Raw genomic sequence first — 4,191 nt, forward strand, 5'->3', positions numbered from 1 at the left:
ACACCAAGCCTGCGCCGAACAGCCAGCCCAACCCGACGAAGAACCCGGCGCCGGACAGCCAGGCGCTGAACAACACGCTGGAGAAGCTGCGGGCCCTGCAACGCCAGCAGCGGCCGCCGACCGCGCGCGCCAACCCCTCGCGCGGCGGCGCCCCGCATGGCGGCGGCAGCCCGCAGGGCGACGACACGTCGAAGCTGTCCGTCTCGCAGGCGCGGGCGATCGGCGCCGAGGTGCAGCGGTGCTGGACCTTCGACGCCGGCGCCAAGGACGTCATGAGCTTTCAGGTGCTGCTCGACGTGACGGTGGACGAGACCGGCCAGGCGCGCATCGCCGAGGTGGCGCCCGAGGATACCGGGCGGCTGTCCGATCCGGTGTTTCGCGCTTTTGCGGAACGGGCGCGGCGTGCCGTGCTGAGCCCGACCTGTTCCAACCTGCCGCTGCCCCCGTCGATGCGCGGCCAGCGGCAGACCTTCAAGTTCCGTTTCCGGCCCGGCGAGTGACCGTGGCCGCCGCCCATGCCTGCGTCTGACTGTTGGAAGAGAGCAAGACGATGCCAGCACACGAGAGCGACCGCCTGATCGGCCGACGCGGCCTGATTGCCACCGGCCTTGCCGGATCGGCTTTTCTTCTGGCACCGCCCGCCCGGGCGCAGGGGACGACCGCCACCGGGTCGGCGGTGATCGATGTCAGCCGCGCCCGCGCCGCGCCGATTCCGATCGCCATCCCCGATCTCGGCGGCTCGCCGCTCGGCGCGCAGATCGCGCAGGTGATCACCGCCGATCTGGCGAATTGCGGCCTGTTCCGCCCGCTGCCGGCGTCGAGCTTCATCCAGGCCGGGCCGTCCGGCTCCGGCATGCCCAATTTCCAGAACTGGCGGGTGACCGGCGCGCAGGCGCTGGTGACCGGTTCGGTCGAGGGCGGCGGGTCGAGCGTGCGCGTCGAGTTCCGTTTGTGGGACGTGCTGCCGCAGCAGCAGATCCAGGGGACGGCCTATACGACCAGCGCCGCGAACTGGCGCCGGATCGCGCACATCATCGCCGACGTGATCTATCAGCGGCTGCTCGGCGAAAAGGGGTATTTCGACACCCGCATCGTCTATGTCGCGAACACCGGGCCGCGCAGCCGGCGGATCAAGCGGCTGGCGATCATGGATCAGGACAGCGCCAACAACCGCTATCTGACAGACGGCACATGGATGGTGCTGACGCCGCGCTTTCATCCGACGCGCGACGAGATCGCCTTCATGAGCTACGCCAACAACCGGCCGCGCGTGTACATGTTCAACCTCGCCAGCGGCCGGCAGCAGGTGCTCGGGGATTTCAACGGGATGACGTTCGCGCCCCGTTTCAGCCCCGACGGCAACAGCGTCATCATGTCCGTGGCGCATGGCGGCGGGTCCGACATCGTCGAGGTCGGCCTCAACGGCGGCGGCATGCGGCGGCTGACCAATTCGGGCGCCATCGACACCAGCCCCTGCTTCAGCCCGGACGGGTCGCAGATCGTCTTCAACTCCGACCGCGGCGGCGACCAGCAGCTGTATATCATGGGTGCCGGCGGCGGCGGGGCGAAGCGCATCAGCTTTGGCAACGGCCGCTACGCGACGCCGGTGTGGTCACCGCGCGGCGACCTGATCGCCTTCACGCGCCTCAGCGGCTCGACCTTCGCGATCGGCGTGATGGCGCCGGACGGCACCGGCGAGCGCATCCTGTCGGAGAGCTTCGCGGTGGAGGGGCCTACCTTTTGCCCCAACGGGCGGGTCATCATGTTCTGGCGCGAGACCCCGGCGTCGAGCCGCAGCGGGGCGGGGTATTCGACGCGGCTGGTGTCGATCGACATCACCGGCTTCAACGAGAGGCAGGTGCCGACCGCGACCGATGCGTCCGATCCGGCGTGGTCGCCGTTGGCGGAGTAAGGGGCGGCCGCTCAACGGGACCGCGCGCCGCGCATGGTCGCGCGTCCCACAGCGCGCTTGACCGCGCTGGGGCGCCTCGCTAAGCGCTGCCGGGAACGGAACGGATTACCGGGACGGCCGTTACACGTGCTTGATCGCCGTCATAGCGCCACGACCGAACCGCCCTCAACCATGGCTTCCTCCTTCCCCAGCGACCGCATTCAGGATCATCCGCCATGAACGCAAAGCTCATCGCTGCCTTCGCCGCCATAGCCCTGCTGGCGGCGTGCTCGCACTCCAACGAGGGCGCCGCCACCGGATCGGGCGCCACCGCGGCAACCGCCGGCCCCGCGCCCGGCAGCGAGGAGGATCTGGTCAAGAATGTCGGCGACCGCGTCTTCTTCGCCTTCAACTCGTCGTCCATCGACGGCGATGCCCGCTCCACCCTCGACCGGCAGTCCGACTGGCTGCAGCGCTATCAGCAGGTCGGCGTCCAGGTCGCCGGCAACTGCGACGAGCGTGGCACCGAGGAGTACAATCTGGCGCTTGGCCAGCGTCGCGCCAACGCGGCCCGCGACTATCTCGTGGCCAAGGGCGTGAGCGGCGCGCGCATCACGACGATCAGCTATGGCAAGGACCGCCCGGTCGCCCTCGGCTCGGACGAGCAGGCCTGGGCGCAGAACCGCAACGCCATCACGTCGGTGAAGTAACGGAGGCCACGGGCCGGCATGTCGCCTCTGCGCTGGCGGCCCGTCGCCGCCGTCTGTCTTGCCGTCGCGCTCGCGCCGTTTGGCGCGCGCGCGCAAATCGCGATCGACAGCCGCGAGGGCATCGCGCTTCAGAACCAGATCGCGGAACTGCGCCACGAGGTCGAGTCCCTCCAGGGCCAGATCTCGTCCGGCGGGGGTGGCGGCGGGGGTGGCGTGCTGGCGGGCTCGCCGCCGCCTGCCGTCCCGTCGGGCGCGAGCGGTGACCTGATCGCGGCCCTCGTGTCGCGCGTGCAGGCGCTGGAGGACGAGACACGCCGCCTGCGCGGCCGCGTGGACGAGCTGCAGAATACGCAGCAGCATCAGTACGACGACCTGAACAAGCAGATCGGCGATCTGAACTTCAAGCTCGGCGGCGGGGCGGGCGGCGGGGCTCCGGCCGCCGCGCCGCCGCCCGCGTCCTATGGTTCGCCGCCGCCCTATACGCCGCCCACCTACAGCCCGCCGGCATCGCCGCCGGGTCGGGGCGCCGCCGCCGCGCCGACCGGGCCGCGCACACCCGAACGCGCCATCGCCGAGGGATATGCCGATCTGGGCCGGCGCGACTATGCCGGCGCCACCGCCGCCGCGCGCGAGGTGCTGGACAACAACCGGACCTCGCCGCGCGCCTATGACGCGCAGTACCTGCTGGCGCAGGCCCTGGCGGGCAAGCGCGACTATGCGCAGGCGGCGATCGCCTATGACGACACCTATAACAGGGCCCGCACCGGGACCCACGCGCCCGAGGCGCTGGTGGGGCTCGCCTCGTCGCTGAACGCGATCGGCGAGCGGAAGGCGGCGTGCGAGACGCTGGCCAAGCTGGCGCGGGAGTTCCCGAAGGTCCGGCCGGACGTCCACAACGCCGCCGGCGCGGTGCGGGTGCGTGCCGGCTGCTCCTGACGCGGCCGACGACCGACTGCACGACGCCCTCACGGAGGGCGGTTTCGCCGCCCGCATGGCGCGGCTCGGCCCGTTCGGCACGCCGCCGCGTCTTGCCTGCGGCGTCTCGGGCGGCGCCGACAGCATGGCGCTGGCGCTGCTGGCCGCAAGCTGGGCACGGCGGCGCGGCGGTGATCTCCTCGCGCTCATCGTCGATCACGGGCTGCGACCCGAGGCGGCGGAAGAGGCCCGCGCCGCAGCGGCGCGCCTCGCGGCGCAGGGCATTCCGTCCCGTCTCCTGACGCTGACCGGCCTGCATGCGGGCCCGGCCAAGGCCGCCCGGGCGCGCGATGCCCGGCTGTCCGCGCTTGCGGCGGCCTGCGCCGAGGCGGGGCGCACCGACCTCTTGCTCGCGCACCACGCGGCCGATCAGGCGGAGACGCTGATGATGCGTGCCCTGGCGGCCAGCGGCGCGGACGGGCTGGCCGGGATCGCGGCGCTGCGTCACCTGCACGGCATCCGGCTGCTGCGGCCCTTGCTGGACGTGCCGCCGGCGGCGCTGCGCGATTGTCTCCGCCGGCGTGGCGTCGCGTGGAGCGACGATCCGTCCAATGCCGATCCGGCCGCGCTGCGCGCCCGGCTGCGCGGCGTGGCGGTCGGGGGTGTGGCGGCGTT

General features: G+C 72.0%; 4 protein-coding genes and 1 pseudogene. All 5 read left to right on the plus strand.

Annotated elements, in window-relative coordinates; genetic code table 11:
- Window positions 1–500 (plus strand): annotated as a pseudogene (locus B8460_RS21935) (hypothetical protein); the annotation flags it as partial.
- Window positions 501–550: 50 nt separating this feature from the next.
- Entirely contained in the window at window positions 551–1,912 is a 1,362-nt protein-coding gene (gene tolB / locus B8460_RS12215) for a Tol-Pal system beta propeller repeat protein TolB (protein WP_048861883.1), read from the plus strand.
- A 215-nt stretch (window positions 1,913–2,127) separates the two neighbouring features.
- Window positions 2,128–2,601, plus strand: coding sequence for a peptidoglycan-associated lipoprotein Pal (gene pal / locus B8460_RS12220; RefSeq protein ID WP_048861880.1), 474 nt, complete (start codon window positions 2,128–2,130; stop codon window positions 2,599–2,601).
- Window positions 2,602–2,619: 18 nt separating this feature from the next.
- Window positions 2,620–3,537 (plus strand): tol-pal system YbgF family protein, encoded by a 918-nt coding sequence (locus B8460_RS12225; RefSeq protein WP_048861881.1) that lies wholly within the window; start codon window positions 2,620–2,622, stop codon window positions 3,535–3,537.
- Window positions 3,521–4,191: tRNA lysidine(34) synthetase TilS (gene tilS, locus B8460_RS12230; RefSeq protein WP_241771179.1), on the plus strand; the 671-nt coding region annotated here is incomplete at its 3' end. The genes B8460_RS12225 and tilS, both read left to right, overlap by 17 nt.

The sequence above is a fragment of the Acidisphaera rubrifaciens HS-AP3 genome, from assembly GCF_000964365.1.
GTDB lineage: Bacteria > Pseudomonadota > Alphaproteobacteria > Acetobacterales > Acetobacteraceae > Acidisphaera > Acidisphaera rubrifaciens.

What these genes read in the sequence shown, in the direction of transcription:
- pal (WP_048861880.1), top strand. Translation starts at nt 2,128, where the DNA reads ATGAACGCAAAGCTCATCGCTGCCTTCGCCGCCATAGCCCTGCTGGCG.
- B8460_RS12225 (WP_048861881.1), top strand. Translation starts at nt 2,620, where the DNA reads ATGTCGCCTCTGCGCTGGCGGCCCGTCGCCGCCGTCTGTCTTGCCGTC.
- tolB (WP_048861883.1), top strand. Translation starts at nt 551, where the DNA reads ATGCCAGCACACGAGAGCGACCGCCTGATCGGCCGACGCGGCCTGATT.